This is a genomic window from Methanohalobium evestigatum Z-7303, from assembly GCF_000196655.1.
GTDB lineage: Archaea > Halobacteriota > Methanosarcinia > Methanosarcinales > Methanosarcinaceae > Methanohalobium > Methanohalobium evestigatum.
Map to the genome: position 1 here is coordinate 59,886 of NC_014254.1, position 19,357 is coordinate 79,242.

At 32.9% G+C, this 19,357-nt stretch carries 8 protein-coding genes and 1 pseudogene; 1 reads left to right on the top strand and 8 read right to left on the bottom strand.

Annotation, left to right across the window (positions count from 1 at the left end):
* Nucleotides 1–194 precede the first annotated feature (194 nt).
* The 4 genes and pseudogenes from METEV_RS11540 to METEV_RS11550 all read right to left on the bottom strand — a co-directional run.
* Nucleotides 195–368 (bottom strand): annotated as a pseudogene (locus METEV_RS11540) (RNA-guided endonuclease InsQ/TnpB family protein); the annotation flags it as partial.
* 86 nt (nt 369–454) lie between these two features.
* Entirely contained in the window at nt 455–1,540 is a 1,086-nt protein-coding gene (locus tag METEV_RS12475) for a DUF262 domain-containing protein (protein WP_157197410.1), read from the bottom strand.
* A 54-nt stretch (nt 1,541–1,594) separates the two neighbouring features.
* Entirely contained in the window at nt 1,595–2,125 is a 531-nt protein-coding gene (locus METEV_RS12480) for a DUF262 domain-containing protein (protein ID WP_157197411.1), read from the bottom strand.
* Nucleotides 2,126–2,521: 396 nt separating this feature from the next.
* Nucleotides 2,522–9,277, bottom strand: coding sequence for an S-layer protein domain-containing protein (locus METEV_RS11550; RefSeq protein ID WP_013195681.1), 6,756 nt, complete (start codon nt 9,275–9,277; stop codon nt 2,522–2,524).
* A gap of 441 nt (nt 9,278–9,718) precedes the next feature.
* On the opposite strand from METEV_RS11550, the gene METEV_RS11555 reads away from it, so the two are divergent.
* The gene (locus tag METEV_RS11555; RefSeq protein ID WP_013195682.1) at nt 9,719–11,548 is read left to right on the top strand and encodes a hypothetical protein; all 1,830 of its coding nucleotides are present in this window, start codon (nt 9,719–9,721) and stop codon (nt 11,546–11,548) included.
* A gap of 182 nt (nt 11,549–11,730) precedes the next feature.
* Here METEV_RS11555 and METEV_RS11560 read toward each other — a convergent pair whose 3' ends face one another.
* The 4 genes from METEV_RS11560 to METEV_RS11575 form a co-directional block, all read right to left on the bottom strand.
* Nucleotides 11,731–13,437, bottom strand: a complete 1,707-nt coding sequence (locus METEV_RS11560) for a PGF-pre-PGF domain-containing protein (RefSeq protein ID WP_013195683.1) — start codon at nt 13,435–13,437, stop codon at nt 11,731–11,733.
* Between the two features lie 9 nt (nt 13,438–13,446).
* Nucleotides 13,447–14,907: a hypothetical protein gene (locus tag METEV_RS11565; RefSeq protein ID WP_013195684.1), complete on the bottom strand. Its 1,461-nt coding sequence runs from the start codon at nt 14,905–14,907 to the stop codon at nt 13,447–13,449.
* A 3-nt stretch (nt 14,908–14,910) separates the two neighbouring features.
* Nucleotides 14,911–18,111: a tubulin-like doman-containing protein gene (locus tag METEV_RS11570; protein ID WP_013195685.1), complete on the bottom strand. Its 3,201-nt coding sequence runs from the start codon at nt 18,109–18,111 to the stop codon at nt 14,911–14,913.
* A gap of 306 nt (nt 18,112–18,417) precedes the next feature.
* Nucleotides 18,418–19,344: an archaellin/type IV pilin N-terminal domain-containing protein gene (locus METEV_RS11575; RefSeq protein WP_049891320.1), complete on the bottom strand. Its 927-nt coding sequence runs from the start codon at nt 19,342–19,344 to the stop codon at nt 18,418–18,420.
* Nucleotides 19,345–19,357: the final 13 nt, after the last annotated feature.

A 19,357-nucleotide genomic window follows, 5' to 3' on the forward strand; every position in this document is an offset into this window, starting at 1 on the left:
TCGTAATCAACAACCAATTTCCTCGTTACTGTTGATTACATGAATTTGTTTGGTTTTTTGTGCGTTATTTGCTATTTTGAACAGCTGCAAAGTGAACTACCGCTGAGCTAAAGACTCAGCGGCTTCGGAAGAAGGTTACCATGAAAGCCTTACTCTTTAAATCAAAGATTTAAAGATATTTGTAAATTTTCAATTTACAAAGTTCTTCCCGGGGAGTTCACGTCCCCACTATCGGTTATCCCTGCAAGGGAATCACCGATTACCTTTCTCAAGATGTTCAATGCACCGTTGATATCGGCATTGATCAGCCTACCTGTAGATGACTGGAAGATTCCTCTCTTAGGTCTTTTACCGAATTTGTAAGCGTGGAGGAGTTTGATGAGATGATAGATAGCCGGATAAATTTTGACAACCTTTGGCTTAACCATCAACTCTCTAATATTTATAGAGGCAATTATGGGTATTGCCAAACTTCAAGAGCTTTGTTGGCTAAAGTTTTGCTACGGTTGATTATTGAATCTTTGTTCCATGCATCATATTCTCTTAAATCACTGTTTAGATATAGAGGACTTTTATCAAATATTTCTTTCTTTTCTTTGAAAGTGGAATCACCAAGTTCAGGATTATGAGCAGTAAGAGTCAGGTTACCTATTGTGTGCAAATAATGGTTCTGAACTTCTTTCCAGTTTGGACCCAGTTGATCGATCCAGGCTTCTGGTAAATTGGGATTCTGGGGCATTATATGTTCTATTGTGTAATTATCCATGTATATAGGTTCTTTAGTTCTGAAGTCATTTGCATTTTCTAGTTTAGTTAGCAGATATTTACAGTTTCTAAAATTATATACATCCTTATTCATCAGTTCATTGTAAAATTCATCGTCTTCTGGGAACCTTCTATAGGTTTCTTTTGACATTAGTGCAGCTTTAACACTTTCAACATAGTTATCCTTGTCTACTTCATTCATCAAAGTAGAAAAAGTTTTATTGAGTGAATTTGTTGGGATACTGCAGATAGCTCTACGGAATACATAAGAGATTACAACATCAAGTATTTCAATAAAATCTTTTTTATCTATATTGCCATCTTGATAATCGTAATATACCTGTAGTAGGAATGGATAAGCAACTTCGACTTTCAAGATGTTGATTTCATTAAATTTCTCATTTAAACCATCGTCATTTTCTTTATTGAAGGCGATGTTCATATACAATTTAGAATGACAGTATATGTCCTGAATTATTTCTTGAGTGGTGTTTTCTAGCCCTTTATAGTACTGTTTAAATTCTTCATATATTTCGTTAAAACGTGGAATCCTATTTAATTTGATAGTTAGATAATCACGCATGAACCTATCAAATCGTTCTTGATAATTTTCATGTCCAAAAATTTGTTCCATTTTGTACCAGTAATTATTGTACAGATTTTTCTGGTGTTGTTGTTCCAGACCCATTAGTAGATAATTTCTTATTAAATCAGATTGTGACAAATCAAGCCCTGTAGAATTTAAACTTTCAAAAATAAGTTGTGGATTGTCCATGTTGGCATCTAACGAAATATCTACAATGATTAATTTTTGAAGAGCTTTGAATATCTATTCTAAGTTTTCAGGTGCGTATTCTGTTATTTTATTTTTGAAAAAGTAGTAGTTTTTGATTATATTTGGAGAATAATCATTTTGGATTTCATTGTTTTCCAAAATATTTACGTAAGTATCGTTATCGTTTCTATTCAATACCAGTTTATACCTTAATTCATCCTCTTCATCTTGATTTAAAAGATAATAGTTTTTGATTTTACGTGAATTAATACCTTTTACTTGGTCACTATTATTTTTTATAGCTTCTCTTAAAGCCTGCAATAACAAAGAAATCGTAGTCAAACGCTGCTGTCCGTCTATAACATGTAGTTTTGTAATTGTTGATATCTGGTAAATGTCACTATTGATATAAACAATAGATCCCAAAAAATGGCTCTGATATTGACCATTCAGAAGACGTTCAATGTCCTCCCATAATTTCTGGCAATGGTTTTCGTTCCAGCTGTATGTACGTTGATATATAGGGACAATGAACTGTTTTTGCCCTTCTAAAAATTTATGCAGGTTAATTTCTCCAGCTTTCATGGAGCTTTATTTTGAAACTAAAATATTTAAAAGTTAAGTTTTGCAGATAGTTAGGGTATGCCAAATACAACGAAAAAACCAACCATACAACACATGTTAATGTTTTCAGGTCTATAAAATAATAAAAAACTGGAGCAGAAACTCCTAAAAAATCCTAAATTCTATTTTTTTAAGTAAAAAAGTTTTGAAACAATCGCAGCTTTGCTACATGGTGGTTAATTCTCAATCAGTCAAAGAAATACTTTTCCAAAAACCGCATGACTTCGCTTCTATATAACATATCATGGCAAAATTGGTTTTTGTAATTTCTAAGACACGCATAACAACTAGAGTTCCCATCTTCTCCTCCACAGTTACAATTTGACATCTTTGTGTAAGTGGATTCTAATATATTACTTATCGTTTTTTTATGTATATTGATATACTAACTATCATACTCAAAATTGCCAATATAATCCACTTCAGGTCCCATGCACCGACACCTATAGTATCATCTTCTTGGTCGCTATCAACAGGAGTTGATTCATTAGAAACATTGTTGTTTGTTCTGTTATTTTCAACTTGGGTATCAGTAGTGATACTTTGTGTCTGTTTCATTTTACCTGTTATTGCAAACGGTGAGAACCCGGGTGTATCAGATCTGAATTTGATAATGGTTTCATTTTCAGACAGTTTCTCGGTTTCAAGTTCATCCCATGAACTACCGTGATGTCTACACATCTTAATAGTGGATCTTTCAATGTTGTTGTTTCTAATCCATGTTTTATCCACTATGAAATCAATGGATGCATTTTCAACAATATTATCAAAACCTGCTTTACCAACCCAGATATTAATATTCTGATAAGCTTTACCGGGTGGTTTTTCATCAACCATTGTAGAATTGGATTTTAGTATAACTAGGCGTGTATTTGTTTTGCCTCTTGCTTCAGCTGCATCAAAATGTACACTTTTGACTTTGCTGATTTTGTTATCGAAGTTATACCAAATATGCCTATCATTGCCAACATATTTCTGGTTAACGAAATCATCTATAATATTATCTAAATCTTCATCAGTGTTAGAAGAACCACCACCCCCACCACCGCTACTACTGGAACCACTGTTTATGTTTGTGTCCGTGTTCGTAACATTTTCATCGGTTTTTTGTTCTGCGATCTCGAAACTGGTGGTATATGTCTTGCTATTACCGGCATTATCATATACAGTTACAGTCGAATTATATTTGCCTACACTTAACTCAGTGGAATTGTATGTTGCATATTCGCTGGTAATAGTGGTATTATCACTGGTTGTTTTGTCATCACTTTCAAACTTGATTGTAGTTTTACTTGTATTGATTCCGGATTGACCATCGCTGTAACTAAATTTAACTTTGACTTTTGATGTGCTGGAATCTAATATTGAACCCTCTGCAGGATACACTTCATCAATGTTTGGTTTCATATCATCATCAGCGATTGCACCATATGTTGAGAAGTGGTTTACATTTGATGTCCAGTATTTGGTACCATCCAGCGATTTTTTATTAGTATTTACTTTATCCCATGATTCATTTGATTTGTTGTAATACCGGATTGAGACGTTATTATCATCTAATCCTTTTGGTAACTCATTTTCATCTACTTTTATCTTGATAGTAGCATTTGTAAGATTGGCTGTTAACTTGTCACCTACATGCACATCCAGGAAATGTATCCCTACAAACTTTTTATCAAGTTCTACCTGTGGCATACTGGTTTCTGTAATGGTAACAGTACCTTTTGTATTATCAGATGTGTTAAATGTTATCGACGTGCCAGTTTTTTCGTTTGACATTTTCCCTGTATTGTTAGATGTTTCAATTGTTTCTACATTGGCAGTCGATGAGTCATTTCCGGTGTTACCGGATAGGTCAGAACCTGTTGTATTGATATCATAACTGCTGCCAGTTAATTGGAAGACACCTGACCAGTAATCATTTTCAGGTGTGACAGGGACATCATTGCCATTTATTTTGACATCAGGGTTGTTTTTAAGCTCTTCTGAACTTGTAACGTTTACCCATGCATGTGTATCGTTTATTCGTTTGATACTGGGAGCAAACTCCGGAGGTTTTCTATCAAGTATTAAATCAATACCGGATTTACTGCTGTTTGAATTATTAGCAGAATCAGCTGCTTCCACAATTACATTGTATCTCCCATCATCTGGTAACAGAGAAAGGTTTACCGTGTCTGACCAGTATTTGTTAGTATAATTCGGTTTCAGTGTTTTCTTGAATTTTGTAGATTTAGAATCGAGAACGAATTTTATATCTGAAATATTGTCAGGAGATCCATCACCGGGAGTTCCTGATGCACTTGCATTGATTGTTAGTGTTGAATTGGTATAGACTTTATCACCAGCTGAATGGGTTCCAGTGATATCTTTAATATCAATTGTTGGTTTTTCGTTATCCACTGTCACAGATATGTTCTTGCTGGCGGTATTGCCTGCATCATCAGTACTGTTTACAACCAGGTAATATTTACCATTTGCAACAGGTTCATTTGAACTATTGGTAGCGTTCCATGTAAAATTATATTGATTTTCTCCATTTACATGAGAAGTTATGTTTTTCTCCAGCATTATTTCATCTGATATGTCCTTGATTAAAAACTCTGTATTATTTGGATATTTATCTGTAATACTAACAGATATAGATGCAGGATTATTAACACTTAAAAGTTCAACAGTATCTGCAGTCAGACTTACATTCGGGGCAATGGTGTCGTTATATGAAACATTCCATGACCATTCATATTGTTCTGTAAAATTAGAATATGATGCAATTGCGGTTACGTTGAACATACCATTAGTATCATAGGATACTTTATAAGTTGAAGACGAAGTTTGTGTATCAGTTTTTTGTGTATTCCCATCTATATTCCAGGTTATATTACCGGTATTGTGTATATTGATACTAAATTCCTGTGTATGGTCTACTTTTGTCATCGGGTTTTCTATAGGATGGTAACTTTTTATCAGCTCAGGTTTTTTTGTAACATCCCTTTGTGGATAGTACCGGAGTTCATTAGAATCAGCTACCTTGAATTTGAAATCATCCATGAAATAAACGGTTTCACCCTTACCCAGAGTAATAGAGCTGTTACTTTCCATTGTAATTTGACTGGCACTGACGGTATCCAGCTGCATATTACCAAACATATCACCTGTATGTATACTTTCGTAATTTTCAGAAACCTGGAACGTACCATCAGCTTCTATTTCTTGACTTTGTTTATCGATATCACTTATATGCACAGCGATAATCGGTACATGTGAAATTGTACCCATATCTATTCTATAGACAAAATTATCGTTTACAGTGACCACTTTATCGTCTACGAATGATCCATCTTTATACAGGCTAAACCAGACTTTATTGCCGTCTGTATCGATTTGTTCGGGCACGAGTACATATCCGTTTTTGAGAAATAGAGCTGAGTCGAGTTTTATTGTCTTTACATTATTGTTGTCTATCAACACTTTGGTTAACCTATTGTTTGATACCAGATTGGTATTATTCTCTGCAAATTTTGTACTGCTGGTATAGCCTGAAACGTATTTCTCACCCATGAATCCCATGGATTCGTATTTACCCCAATCGGGATATTCAAAATCTGTTTCAATCGCACAACTATTGTATTCCAAATTACCTTCATCGATGCTCCTATCGTTATCGTAAACTACATTAAAGGATTCGCTCATTAACCCATTATCCAGGTTATAATACAGTCCATCGAAGTTAATAGGGAACCATCCACAATTTTCACCTTCTGCAACGGTTCCTGCAAGATTATATCTGTATCCAGACGTTTTATCAGTATCGAGCGTGAACCTGAGTGTTTCATTATCAGCTGCTCTTATAATTATATCATCTGCAACATCTGTCGTTGTACCTCTATCAAGAGAAATGGAGTCGCTGTTTTTCATCAAGAGTTTGTTTGAACTGACAGACTCTAACTGCAATTTACTATATGTGTTTCCAATATCCAATCCTATCAAATCTTCTGAAATCTGGAATATACCTTTTACCAATACAGTTTCATTACTCTTATAGATATCACCGACATCCAGTGCAATAACAGACACGTTTGATACAGATCCCAAGTCCTTTGAATAGACGAAATAATCACTGTCATCATTGATATCGACTATTTTATCATCTACAAAATTACCATCTTTTGACAATTCGAACCAGACCTTATTGCCATCGGTATCAATCTGTTTTGGTGTGATTGTATAACCGTTTTTAAGTGATATTTTTGAACCTACAGAAACATATCTGCTCTCATTGTCATTCAACACAACCTTTGTTAACTGGTCTCCAGCCAACATATTTGATGAATTGGATGTGAAATTGGTACTATTAGAATATCCAGCAAAATATGGTTTTGCTAAAAATCCGATTTCTTTGTATGTTCCAAATTCCTCGTATTTGAACGCTGTTTCAACCGGTTTTGCAGAATATTCAAAATCATCTTCATTTATGTTCCTATCAGACTTATCATCAAGATGTATCTTTATTGATTCTGAGCTGTTCTCGGATCCTAAATTTCTATATAAACCTGAATAACTATCACTTGTCCAGAGATAGTTCAGTGATAGGTCTTTGTTTGCATCCCATACTCTGTAACCGGTATAGTAACTTTCTTCGTGTATTTCCCAAATCCATGATACCTGCTCGGTTCCATTTGAACATTCGGCAGTGGCAGTTATATTATATACACCTACATCTGCTGTATTGTTTGCATAAGAAGAACAGGTTACCAGGGTTTCAGATTTAATAATAGAGCCGTTCAATTTCCAGGTTACATTACAATTCTTATAGGTGTCGATACTAAACTCCTGCAATGTTTCAGGAGTTCCAAATTTTTTATCGGTATCGGGTGTTGCATCAGTTATTAATTTATCAACATTAACATTGGTACTTTCTTTAACCCCATCGCATTCAGTTTCTATCGTTGTAGACCCTATATTTTTTGCAGTAAAGAGCCCGGTTTCATTTACAACACCAACTGTAGTGTTAGTAATTGTCCAATTAACAGGCAACTCCACTTCATTCCCATCCTGGTCATAAACATCAGCGTTAAATGATAAAGTTTCATCTTCATATGCTGTAACATTTTCAGGATTTATCTCTATATTAGATACATCTACAGTTTTAATCGAACCCGAGGTAACCATAGAAAACGGCTGTGGTCCTTGAGGAACATTGGAACCTTTAACCTTTACAGTATAACGACCAATTTCTGGATTCTGTATTTCTACATCTTCAACATTGTCTACTGAAGACCGACTATAATATTCATCTCCACTTGGATCGATAACTGTTAAATCCAGGTCGTTAATTAGCATTTTAGATGCACTTGGGTCACCGGGATAATCCGTCCAGCTAATAGTAATCCTTAATGGATTTGTACTGTCATCTACATAGAATTTCGTTTCAGCGATTTCATCCGTACTTAAGTTTGTTTTCTGAGAATAGTGTATGTCACCATTAGCTAATGTCTTTATAGAATTGTAAAGGTCAACTCTTCCCCATCCTTGTGCATAATTTGGTCTATTGTCATTTGAACTTATATCATGAGCTCCGTTTATTAGAGTGGTTTTAATAAGCGAAGCTGTTGGTTGGATAGAGTTCTCAACATAATATTGTCTAATTGACGCTGCAGCACCAGCTGTTAATGGAGTTGCCATACTCGTACCATGCTTCTCGGTGTAATATCCTGACCCATCGCTATCATAACTGGACCTTGTAGAATTTATATAAGTACCAGGCGCTACTACATCCGGTTTCACACGTCCATCCTCGGTAGGTCCACGGCTACTAAATGATGCGACATCTTTAGGGTCTGATGATTCAGATGCACCTACTGTCAAACAGTTTTTTGCGTTCCCTGGTGATATGATAGTTTCCTGATTGGCGCCCGAATTTCCAGCTGCAAATAATATTAACATATCTTTATGATTCCACATAAATTCGTCTACACTACTAGACTGTGAACCATAATTTCCACTGTGACCCCAGCTGTTAGAATGTATACTAGCTCCATTATTATATGCATCTTTGAACAATTCAGTTAAAGGATTGGGAGGGTATAGATATTTACTATCTTTGGGGCTGAGTGACTGGAAATACAAATCCGTGTTTGGTGCAGTTCCTCTATATTTTCCACTTGATTTTTTTCCGTCTCCTACTACTGAGCCAGCAACATGTGTTCCATGACCTGAATAATCTTCTGCATCTTCGTATTCACGGATACCGGTAAGACTATCTTGCAAATCAGGGTGCATAGATGAATCATCGACGCCTGTATCAATTCCAGTATCTGCTATGGCGATTGTTTGACCGGAACCATCCAGTGAATATATAAAATTAGTATCATCTACATTCATGATACTTATAGCATCATTATTAAGGATACGGGGTCGATTATATTCTTCTATCCATGATACAGAGTTAATTTTTGCAATATCTGATATATTGGTTCCAGTTAGATTAACATTGGCCCTTATACAATTTTCACCAAATTTGATAATATGTGTGCCAGTAGAATTAATTTTATCAAGTGTTTTTTGGGCATCTATGTTTTCGAAGGTAACTATAGTCAACGTAAGGTTATTTTTTGTTTTGTTGATAGAAGGAGAAATTTTGTAATTTGGTTTGTAGATACTAGTATACTGGATATAGTCGATGCTCTGTAAATCTTTTTTGGAACCGGGTTCCATTTTTACAAGGTATCCGTTTTCTGGGATATAATTTATTAATTCAATATCTCTACTTTTTAATGACTGAATCCATTCGTCTTTTATAACATCCTTAAACTGGATGAGGTAAATCTTCTCTTTGCTGTCAGGGTAAAATTGTTTAGGTTTGCTCTGTGTGGTCAAGTTAGATTTATTTGTTTCTATTGCACCCTGTTTTAGATAAATTTTATTTTTGTTTATACTTTTTTTCTTCTCATTATTATTTGTTTTTAATTCCTTTTCCTCATACTTTTTAAATTCCAGCTGATTGGAACTGTTATCATCTGATACATTTGTAGAAACTTTTTCTGTTTCTGTATTTAAATCCTTAGTTATGTTATTACCTGAAATTATACCTGTAAAAAGAGTAAGAACCAATAACAACAATACGATTTTTTTGATTATTTCTCCTCCTTATCCTGTTTTTCCTATGTTTTTCTTCTTTCATTAATATATTTACAAATTAATATATAAACTATAAATATTTAATTCCAAGTTAAGATTTTTTAGAAAAAAGTTGAATTTTCCTTTTTCCTATTAACTATAATCCCGTGCTCAATAACCCATAAAATATATAAATAATGAAATCCAACATTATAAATAAGAACTAAATGTAGGATGGATTCTAATGGTCCATTAAATAAAAGCTAGTACTTCCCCGACCATAGTGACATTCTACAGACAACTAAAAAATCTCGTTTTTCCCTTTCGAGGGAACGTGTTACAACTGACATTGTGTAACTACTGTTTCTTGGAAGATGGATTCTCCATCTTTCTCACCTTTCTATTAATAAACCAACCATATTTTAAGGTGTTTAGATGACACACTATCAACGCATATCTGGACCTAACGAAAATTTTTCAAAATGGAACGTAGCATGTGATTTTAATAACAGAAATCAGGATAAAACCGATATTGCAAGATCCTGCAAATATATCAATTCCATAACAAAAAAATTAGAAAGAGTAACATATGCATTTGAAGTGCTTAAATTGTTACCTGCTGAACCATTGATTAAAGTGATCTCAAAACGGTATCTATACGATCATTATGGAAATCATGTGAACTTATCACTAAAACAAAGGGAAAATGTCAGGCTCGCATTGATAAATTCTAAAATCGTCAACTGGTACCCTATGAAATTAGTAACTCCAAACAAAACTATTAATTCTACTCCTTTTTTCTTGAATGAACTAGGTAAATATTATTATTACAATGTTTTTGGCTTCAGCCCTGAATCAGTTTCGTTGAAATTTTATAGGGATAAAGTCGTTAAAAACAGGCTATTTTCTGTAGAACAATTAAATATACTTTCTAAGCACTATGATAACCTTGGATATGATACAAAAACCGGACTATATCCATTCGATCTTATTGTAGATGATTTACATGGATTTTTGCTGATTGACCAACATGAAAATACGATAGGGATAGAAAAACGGATTTCTGAAGCTATTCATCAGTCAAGAACAAGGGGGATTTTACTTTACTTTCCTGCAATGACACCAGAGATGCAAAGGAGAATCAGTGCTGTTGTTGCAGGTATACTCTATAACGAAAACAGAGACAAGAAGTATCGGCCTTTTTCATATGTAACTTATATCGAATCAGCGATATGTTCTGGTAAGAACACATTTGATTGGTCTTATTACATAACCGCTCCAAAAAACTATCAAAGAGCACATATACCCGAAACACTTTCATTCCCTAAAACAGATATCAGAGAAAATGATTTTGTTAGTAGTTCTATGAGGGTCCTAAGAAATAATAAATCCTATCAACAGAAAGTCAAACAAAATTTCAACATACAATATATTAGCGGTCTTAATGGCAAGGAAATTGTACCAAATATTAAAGTCAGTGTTGGGATAGGTCAAATCTTATCATTATGGGAAGAACTAGCAAATAATTCTGAAGTTATATTAACAGGTCTCTGCAGTAACCAAATTCTTGATAGTATAGGTTCATATCCTAGATTATTAATCGTTGATGGTGCTAGAAATGGTGCCGACCACTTAAACACATTGGATAAATTCCGGAAAAACGGAGCACAGGTTTTAGAATTACATAGAAATCATGCTAAAGCTGTTCTAACAGATGATAAATTTCTGATACATTCTATGACTACTTCAAAATACGCTGGAAATAACATCGACTCGTTTGCAGTTATAGATTTTGGAGAACACAAAGATAGGAAACTTATCAAAGAAAAAATCTACAAACTTTTGTATTATTTTGCTATGGAACAAAATGAAAATTTTAAAACCGAATTGGAAGATTTAAGAAAAATATTCCAATATAAGATAGAATTATATCCACACTTTAATTGTAAAGTCAAGGACTGGGATTATTTTAAAAGGTTGTCATATCTATCACGCGTTAGCAACAGTAAATTGATAATATTCTCTTCTCATTTGAGTATGAAAAAACTCGCAAAAAACTGCAAATTTTTGGTTGTACAGGGGACCAGTCGAAGCGATAACCATGATTGCTACATGACCGCTATTAAACATGGATACGCTGTTATAAAACGGAGATTGTGGCATCCAAGATTGATATTTAATAATGAATTCGTGAGTACAGGTAGCTGGGATTTTTCGCCTATTAGAGAGCAGAAAGAATTACAAATGATTATACATACAAGCTGACCGCTAAATTTATTCTGATGCTAAACTTAAAACTTTAAACTTTTACCTATATATTGTAGCTATTAAGCTTATTTTGGATGCCATTAATGAGATAAAACCAACCAGAATTAGGTTACATACCTTTTTTTTACTTGTTAATAAGTAAAATTAAACACATAATAGTTAACGTTTAAAGTATATAGTTAAAATTTATAAAACGGTACACAAAAAATAGATGAAACAAAATGGTTAATTATTTTTTCAGTATCATTAGTCAGATTATTAGTTGATAATTCTGAGGTGTCATTGGTCTCCATACTTGTATCTTCAGTTACTGTGTCATTTATTAATCCACTAATAGAAAACGCTGAAAAAGTTGTAATTTCTGACTCGTATTGATGGTTACCATTTTTTTCATTTATGTGATTAGTTTTTAATATACTCCAATGAGTTTCATCCCATCTGTACAGATTAATATCATTTTTATTGATATTGTTATCTTTAATCCAATCATTAGATACTTTAAACTTTATTTTTCCGCTTTTAATATAATTTTCTGACTCTATATTATGATTTCCTTTTGAAATCCATATATTAAAATTTCGATAAACTTGATCAGGAGCTTTTCCATCGACTAGTTCACTATGTTGGAGATTACCATTTAACTCTTCAACCAGTATAACAACACCGTCCGAATTTTTATCGGGTGTTAATGTTAACCCTGTTATAACTTCTGTATTCTTCAATTCTTTATAAAACTCTTGACCTGAATTAAAATCTACAGAAAATGATTCGTTTATTAATACATTATTTTGAGGCTCAGGACTTTTAAACTCATCATTAAAAGGGTTTAAAGGATTGCAGATATCAAACGGAACTAAGAAACACAATACAGATACTAATAATCCTATAATAATAACTATACCCACAGAATATGGTATTACATTTTTCTCAAATGCTCCTTTTTTCTTACTGGATTTAGTTGATTTTCTATTTATAAAATTAGGTTCAGCTGATACTGGTGAAAATAAATTAGGCAATCTCTTGTCTAAGTTAGCTCTGATTTGTTCTATATTATAGCCTGATGTTTGGAGTTGATTGACTGAAAGTGTTATCACATTCAACATTTCCTTAAAGTATTCATTTTTAACTTCAGCATCATTTGATTTATTTACCAAATGGTTGACGTTTTTAAGGTTTTCTTTAGTTGAATTTAGATGAGCCTCAATAGTTTTTCCATACAGTTTACCCTGTGATTCTTCTAATAACCTAGATGTTTCGTAAAGTGGTTTAAAACCTGAGAATCTGGAATTTTGAACTATGTATATATTATAATCTTCCGGATTAAATGGTTCTTCATAACCGATAGCTGTTTTACCATAAAATTTTCCCGACTCTACGATAGGCTTTAAAAAATTAAATGATGTCTTAAAGTTATTAGTACCGAAAATAAGTGAGTTTTTGTTAAATACTTTTAAAGAATTCCAATTAAATGATGATAAAATCGCAAGTACATCTTGCGGGTCATCAAATCTATAGCTATTTTTAGATGTTATATCTTTTCTTAAGTACTGATAATATTCATATTTTAAATTCTCCATCAAATCATCGATTTCGTTATGTGTAATTAAACCAAGTTCAATTTCCACGAAACTTTTAAATTTATTAACGAATTTTTGAAATATGTTATCCACGGAATCTGTATAAAATACTGCATAATATTGTTCATAACGTACTACAGGCGATGTTTTAGCTTTAAAATAATAAATCAGTTGAGGTTTTTCTGTTAAATCGATTTCTAATATTATACTTTTGTAAAACAAGTTTGAAATATATTCATTTTTACTCGTTATGTTTTTAGTAGAATCATATCTAAAACCCTCTGAATCAAATATTTCTATGGTATCCATATCTATCCCTTAACTTAATTTATTGAGGAATTTGTCGAATCCTACAAGAATAACTGAATTATTGCTATCCTTCAAAGGCACACGGATTCCATTTTCATCTATACGAGTTTGATAATAAACAGGATGGATTTCTTTGCCACCTGTCTGTTTGATAAGTGAATATATTTGCGAATTATTTTTCAGTATATCATTAACGTATTCTACGAAATCCTCATAATACTCAAGAGGGTCAATACCATTTTCTTGAGTAAATTTTTCAGCAAAGTAATCACACTTTGTAGCTACTAACATAACATCTTTATCTCTATAAGATTCTAGAATTTCAAAATAATCTGAAATATTAAGTTTATCTTTGTTAAAATACCGTTCTATATCAATTAAAAAAATCAAAGTATTAGCTGAATCCACATTAAAAAATATTTTTTGAAAATATCTATCTTTTGTAATTAACTCTGATGTACCTTTAATAGCATCAGGTATTTGCTTTAAATATTCTCCAGGGTAATCTATCGTTTGAAGGCTTATATTAAGCGGGAACAACCTACCGTGAACAAACTGAAAACCTAATGTTTGTGCAGTATTTTCTTCCCTACCTGTTGGTTGGATATTCCAACCATCAGAATATTGATTATCGTAGGAATTTATATCATCCACCAGATTTATTAAATCTTTTGTAGGGTTCATCGGGGTTTCTTCATTAGACGATTGCAAAGCTTCTAGGTAAGCACCGATTATAAACAATGTTTTACCTGACTGTTTAGGACCTAGTACAAAGAACGAATTTTCTGCGTCGTATTTGAAGAATTTTTTAAGAGATATTAAAAAAACACCCGATACAGCAAGGTCTCTGTATATAAAATCTGTCTGGAGTCCAAAATCAGCATTGTTTTCCCAGAAATTAATAAATGTAACAGACGATGCGTTTACATCAAATATAGCTGGATATAAAATATGATATTCTAAAAACGCACCGATAGTAAGGACAGCGAATATGAAATAAAGATATTTCACTACTTCTCTAAACTCTAAAGGTTGAGAGGTACCTAACTTACTCAACCTTCGTTTGCCACCTATAATCAACCCAAAAATTAAGCCACCAAATAGAATAGGGAAATTAGAAATTAAATCCACATTTCCCCAGAATACATTTTGGTCTCCTAATGTAATCAAAGCTATAAACGTAGCAATTAATAATATCCTACCTTGCCAGCTTTTTTTAATATCTAGATTCAACAAAATTAAAAAACCCAAATATAATCCAAAAATTGAGATTGCTACCTGCTCTAAAGTAACACCCAAATATGCGTTTGGAAGACCCCAAAAAATTACATTTGATAAATGACCGGCTAACCAGCCCCGAGCCATCATATCAGCTACAAATATAGCCAACATAAATGTTAATACAAAATAAAAAATGAATTTTTTCTCTTCTTTTCTTCTGTAAACCAGTTTCCTAAGCCCTTGTTTCATATTTTATCCTAAACTCCCCTTCTCATACAGGTTCAAATCTACAGAATTATTTGATGACGGATTAAGAAAATCGATGTAATCTATATAGTTTTGAAGGAGTTCATCGGAAATTTTCTTTTCATCCTGAAGGAAAAATTCAGCATCATTTTTATTCTCGAGATTAAATATTTTATTTCTTCGAACGTAATAACCTTCATCTAACCCAAAGCTGTGATATATGAGAATATCTTGTCCAACTTTTGATTCACAGCGGAAATACGAATCTCTATAACCGCCTGCTTTGACAATTTTTTGTATGTTGTCCAGGAAAATACCAGTTATAAATACCACTATATTAACGTCCCAATCCCCACCAAAACTTTCAACCCATGAAGTATAGGGATTTTCAGCGCTTCTACCACTAACATTCAGGTCAAATGCATTAGAAAATTTGTCGTGGAAATCAAGGTTATTACCAATATTAATCTGATCAATGGCTTGACTGGTTACCATTAATCTGATTTTGATTTTTTCATAACGTCTTCTGTCTTGTATAATTTTGCGACGCTTCAAATTTGTATACTGTTGGCTGCGGGTGTTATTAACAAGTTCTTCAAGGTTAGACTTTAAATGCTGCAATTCAGTTTGGTTATTTAATAATCCACTTTCACTAAGGTTAGAGTTTCCTGTTGCACGGAATACATTTATTGGTTGTATTGTTTTTGTATATGAATAGTAATTTTCTGAAACATTTGGCAGACTGATGATATCAGTTTCTGGTTTTTTATATTTCTCAATATCATCATTAAATCCAATTATTTTTTTAGTGAAAGTTGTCCTCAAATTTTGCAAATTTTTGAATAAACTAATGGTCAAATCATAAATCTCGGTCTTGTAATCCAAATCTTTAAGTTCGTTTTTGATTTCATCTTCCTGCTTTTTAATATGGTTAAACTCGGTTTTTTCCATCTGCAAAGCTTTGTTTAATATAGAACCCAGAGCTTCTGCATCATCACCACTTTTTAGTGAATTAATAAACTCGTCTCTAATATCTCTTGAAGGGTTTTTAAGTAACCGTTCCATTGAATTGTATATGCTTGATTCCAACCATTCTCTGTATTTTATTGCATCGTTGATTATATCCTGACCTGTAAAAATCAACTCTGAATAAAAATTGTCCACGGAAGCACCCAGGGTGAAAATAGCATCGCTGTTTAGCTGTGCCATCAGTTTTTTGTAATTTTTTATGGAGTTTTGCTGTTGTTCTTCATTTAACTTAAATATTGATTTCAATTTGTAGAAAACATTTTCGTTATGTATTAACAGGAAAGCCTTTTTAGCTTGTTTTAATTTTTTCAGTGATTCTTTAATTTTGAAAATGTCTCCTTCGACATCAATATTGAATTCTTTTGATTCTTTGCGGATTTGTTCAAGAATGCTCAGAATTTCCGTTTCAGATATGCTATCAATATCTTGGTCATCTTCAGCGGATATAATGTTATTATTGAATTGTTTTAAATTAGTTACTAAACTTGTTACATCTGTTTCTAAATTTGAATCCTGTATTTTTTGGTATTGTTGGACAGGAGTTTGTATTTTTTGAACGAATTCCCTTACTTTTTGTTGGTTTTCATCATTTTCTTTTTCCTGTAATGATTGAATATAGTCTTCTTTTTCTTTGAATTCCTTTTTTAAACGTTCTTTACGTTCTTTGAAATTATTATAACTCGATTGGAGACGTTGTAGTTGCATTTCCCTGTTAACCTGGTCTCCACTCTTTGTGTAAATTAAATATTCGATAGTATTGCGCAGTTGATTATCATCTATGGCTTTTTCTTTTTCAATTATATTTTTCCTACGGGTAAGGGTCGTAATTTCCTTCTCCAGGATATCTGCAAGTAATTCATCCAGATCATCAACAAATGTTACCTGGTTCTTAGTATCTACTAGACCAACTGAATTACCCATTAAATCAATTTGTTCTAAAAAGCTATCACATTGCTCAGCTGCGTTTTTAATAATATCAGTATAAACTGATAATGATTGGTAATTCAATTTTTTAAACAAGTTAAGATTTAATAACGAGTTTATATTGGAAAAACGCTCCTGTAATTCATTTATATCCTGTTCTTTTAATTGGACCTGGAGTTTATCTGGATGATATTTTTCGATATTTTCCAAATAACGGAATATAGATGAATAAAGGTCGTTTTCAGCTTCAAGTGACTGTTGTTTTTTAATCAGAATCTCACGTATAGCATCTCTTGATTTTCTTATCGCTTCAACATTATAACGAAGAATCTGTGGAACACCAATTATAAATGGTGCATATTTTGGTTGGTTAGTAAACGGATCTTCCATTTTTTCAGTGCTGTAATAAGCCAAAATAGAATAAACAGCTGCTTCATCAAATTCTTTTAAACTTTTTTCAGTTTTTATCCGTTCACCTGTTTTCCCATCATAATTAGTTGGGTCTATAGGGAGCAAGATTAAATTTTTAAAAAGGTTTTTGTTTATGAGATTAAGGTATTCAAGTTCTGATAATGTCGCATATGCATTTGTATTTTCTTTAACACCTTCGACCTGATTTGGTAAAACACCAAACAGTGTGATTTCAGTTGTAGGTTGTTGTCTTTTCAAATGTCTGGCCATATCAATCATTAACCCAGAACCAGTACCACCACCCAAACCTACGACCAGTGCTACTTTGCCATTTTCTGGCAGGTCGACTACATTTGATATATCATCGTCTTCAGCATATGCTTTATAATAAAGAGCTTTCCCCAAACCCCTTTTTCGTATAACACCGGTAGCAAAATCAAGGTTTTCATTAATATATTCGCTTTTAATCCACCATTTATCTCTATCCATCCCTATACCGTCAGTAATAATAGGAACAGAAGTTTCTCCTATTAAATCAACACTACTGTTAAGTTTGACTTTGTCTCCAGTAATTAATTTATACTTAACATCCAAGTAACCAATGTCATAATCAGTATTTCGTAACTCATTTTCTAGTTTTCTTTTTTGTTTGATTATCTGATTAATCCGTGTTTCATCTAAATTTTTCTCACCTTGAGCTGAATCTATGATCGTAACTGTAATATCTTCCGGGACAGGTTGTGGTCTAAGTGCATTTCTAAGTACCCATTCCTGTTCTAACAGGGTAAACGCTATTTCTTTGCCTGCTCCCCCTAACGCAAAAATCCTATCAGGAAATTTCATAAAACCCCTTCTTAATATACCGCAGTGGTATGACTGCTGATAATTGAAGAGTTAAGTATTACTGTTTTATATAACTTGTTAATTTATATATTTATGATGATATGTATTTTACAAAGAATATAATTTTTAAAGTTATCACGTGATTGATAGAAGCTAAAATCAAGAATTAAATGCAGTTGAAAGTTAAAAGTTTAAACTTTTAAGTTAAACCTTCCAATAAAAAGTTGAAAAAAAAATGTAATCGCAACAAAAAATCAAACCATCCTACAGGAAAACCTGCAGGATAAGTTTGTTAATCTAGTTATCTCAAGGGAACAAAGAAACTTTTCTATCAACACCATAAGTTGCAGGTGTACTGAATTCCAAAATCTTGGATGTGCCGGTTTCTGGTGTTAATGTAATTTTTAAGTCTGTCCTTGGTTTTAATTTAAGGTCAGAACTGTTCCAATTTTCACTATAACCATAAGTCAGTGTGTACTCATTATCACTTAAATTGTGACCATCCAACTCGATTGTGTTATTGGATTCAAAGACTGTATAATTACCACTATCCACGGTATCATCACTGGCATTATACAATGTCGTGGATGAATTATCTACACCATAATGGTCTAATTTGTATGTTTGATTGGATGATATGTAAGTTCCATCGATAATTGTTTCGTTATCGGCTTCTCCTACACGGTCTACGTCATCTACATTATCTACATTAGCACTGTTTAATGTAGAAATTGACAATGCTATAAGATCTCCCTTATTCATAACCGGACTATCACTTGAGAACGATTGGTCTTCATCACGTATAGCTTTGGCTGTAAAGTATGATTTTGATTTATTGAAAAGAAAAGCTTCTTTTTCACTATAATTATATTCTAAGGTATTGGTTTTATTCAAGTCACTGACAGTAACTATTAATTGACTAAGGTCCATCCTGTTTCCGCCAGCACTAATACTTGTACGGATTAAAAATTGGTCTACGGTCGGTTCAAGTGTACCACTGGTACTCCCCCGTAAACCTTCAATAGTTCTAACGTTAAGATTTGATGCAACTTGTGATGTGGCTTCTTCTCCTGTAGTCTGTGCTTTTTGCTGTAGATTTCCGGATGTTTGAATCAATACTGCAGCTGCAACAGCCGCTACAAGAATCATTGCAATGAATATGATTAACGTACCTATACCTACCTGAGCATCATCGCTCTTTACGAACAAATTTTTACTTAGTCTGATACACATTCCTCCGTGACAC

Coding starts and splice junctions, on each gene's coding strand:
- METEV_RS11570 (WP_013195685.1), bottom strand. CDS start 18,111: ATGAAATTTCCTGATAGGATTTTTGCGTTAGGGGGAGCAGGCAAAGAA.
- METEV_RS11560 (WP_013195683.1), bottom strand. CDS start 13,437: ATGGATACCATAGAAATATTTGATTCAGAGGGTTTTAGATATGATTCT.
- METEV_RS12475 (WP_157197410.1), bottom strand. CDS start 1,540: ATGGACAATCCACAACTTATTTTTGAAAGTTTAAATTCTACAGGGCTT.
- METEV_RS11565 (WP_013195684.1), bottom strand. CDS start 14,907: ATGAAACAAGGGCTTAGGAAACTGGTTTACAGAAGAAAAGAAGAGAAA.
- METEV_RS12480 (WP_157197411.1), bottom strand. CDS start 2,125: ATGAAAGCTGGAGAAATTAACCTGCATAAATTTTTAGAAGGGCAAAAA.
- METEV_RS11575 (WP_049891320.1), bottom strand. CDS start 19,344: ATGTGTATCAGACTAAGTAAAAATTTGTTCGTAAAGAGCGATGATGCT.
- METEV_RS11555 (WP_013195682.1), top strand. CDS start 9,719: ATGACACACTATCAACGCATATCTGGACCTAACGAAAATTTTTCAAAA.